This is a genomic window from Paracoccus sp. IB05, assembly GCF_016405985.1.
GTDB lineage: Bacteria > Pseudomonadota > Alphaproteobacteria > Rhodobacterales > Rhodobacteraceae > Pseudogemmobacter.
The window spans coordinates 1-858 of the sequence record NZ_JAEFCF010000096.1; the positions used below are offsets into that span (position 1 = coordinate 1).

The window sequence follows — 858 nt, forward strand, 5'->3', positions numbered from 1 at the left end:
CACCAGTAGATATCGCCGTCATGATAATCGAAGGTATATTGATGCGTCATCGCGGCATAGGTGAGATAGCCACCCGATGTATGCACGACGCCCTTCGGCTTGCCGGTCGAGCCGGAGGTATAGAGGATGAACAAAGGATCCTCGGCCCCGACCTCGACATAGGGGCAATAGGGTTTCGCCTCAGCCATCTCGGCCAGGAGATCGAAATCGCGGCCCGAGACCCAGGAGGTCTGCTCGCCGGTGCGCTTCACCACCAGGCATTTCACCCGGTCCGAACAATGCAAAAGCGCCTTGTCGGTATTGTCTTTCAGCCCGGTCTTCTTGCCCGCGCGCGGTGCCCAGTCGGCGGTGATGACCAGCTTCGCCTCGGAATCATTGATCCGGTTCGCCAGAGCATCCGGGGAAAATCCCCCGAAAACAACGGAATGCACCGCGCCGAGCCGGGCACAGGCCAGCATCGCACAGGCGGCCTCGGGGATCATCGGCAGATAAAGCACGACGCGGTCGCCCTTTTTCACACCATGCGATTTCAGCACATTGGCCATGCGCGAGACCTGCTCGAGCAGCGCGCGATAGGTGATGTGTTTCGCTGGTTCTTTCGGATCATCCGGCTCCCAGATGATCGCGGTCTGCTCCGCCCGGTCGATCAGATGGCGGTCGATGCAATTTGCCGCCACATTCAGCGAGCCGTCGCCAAACCAGCGGATCGAGATATTCCCTGGCGCGAAACTGGTCTCTTTGACCCTGCTATAGGGCTGGATCCAGTCCAGGCGAAGCCCCTCACGCCCCCAGAACGCATCAGGAGACCCAATCGATTCGCCATAAAGACGCGCATAGCCCGCAGCATCAACATGCGCG

1 protein-coding gene is annotated in these 858 nt (G+C 59.9%); it reads right to left on the reverse strand.

What is annotated here, in order from left to right:
- A partial coding sequence (locus tag JC607_RS25190; RefSeq protein WP_198839445.1) for an AMP-binding protein occupies positions 1-858 on the reverse strand: 858 nt, incomplete at both ends.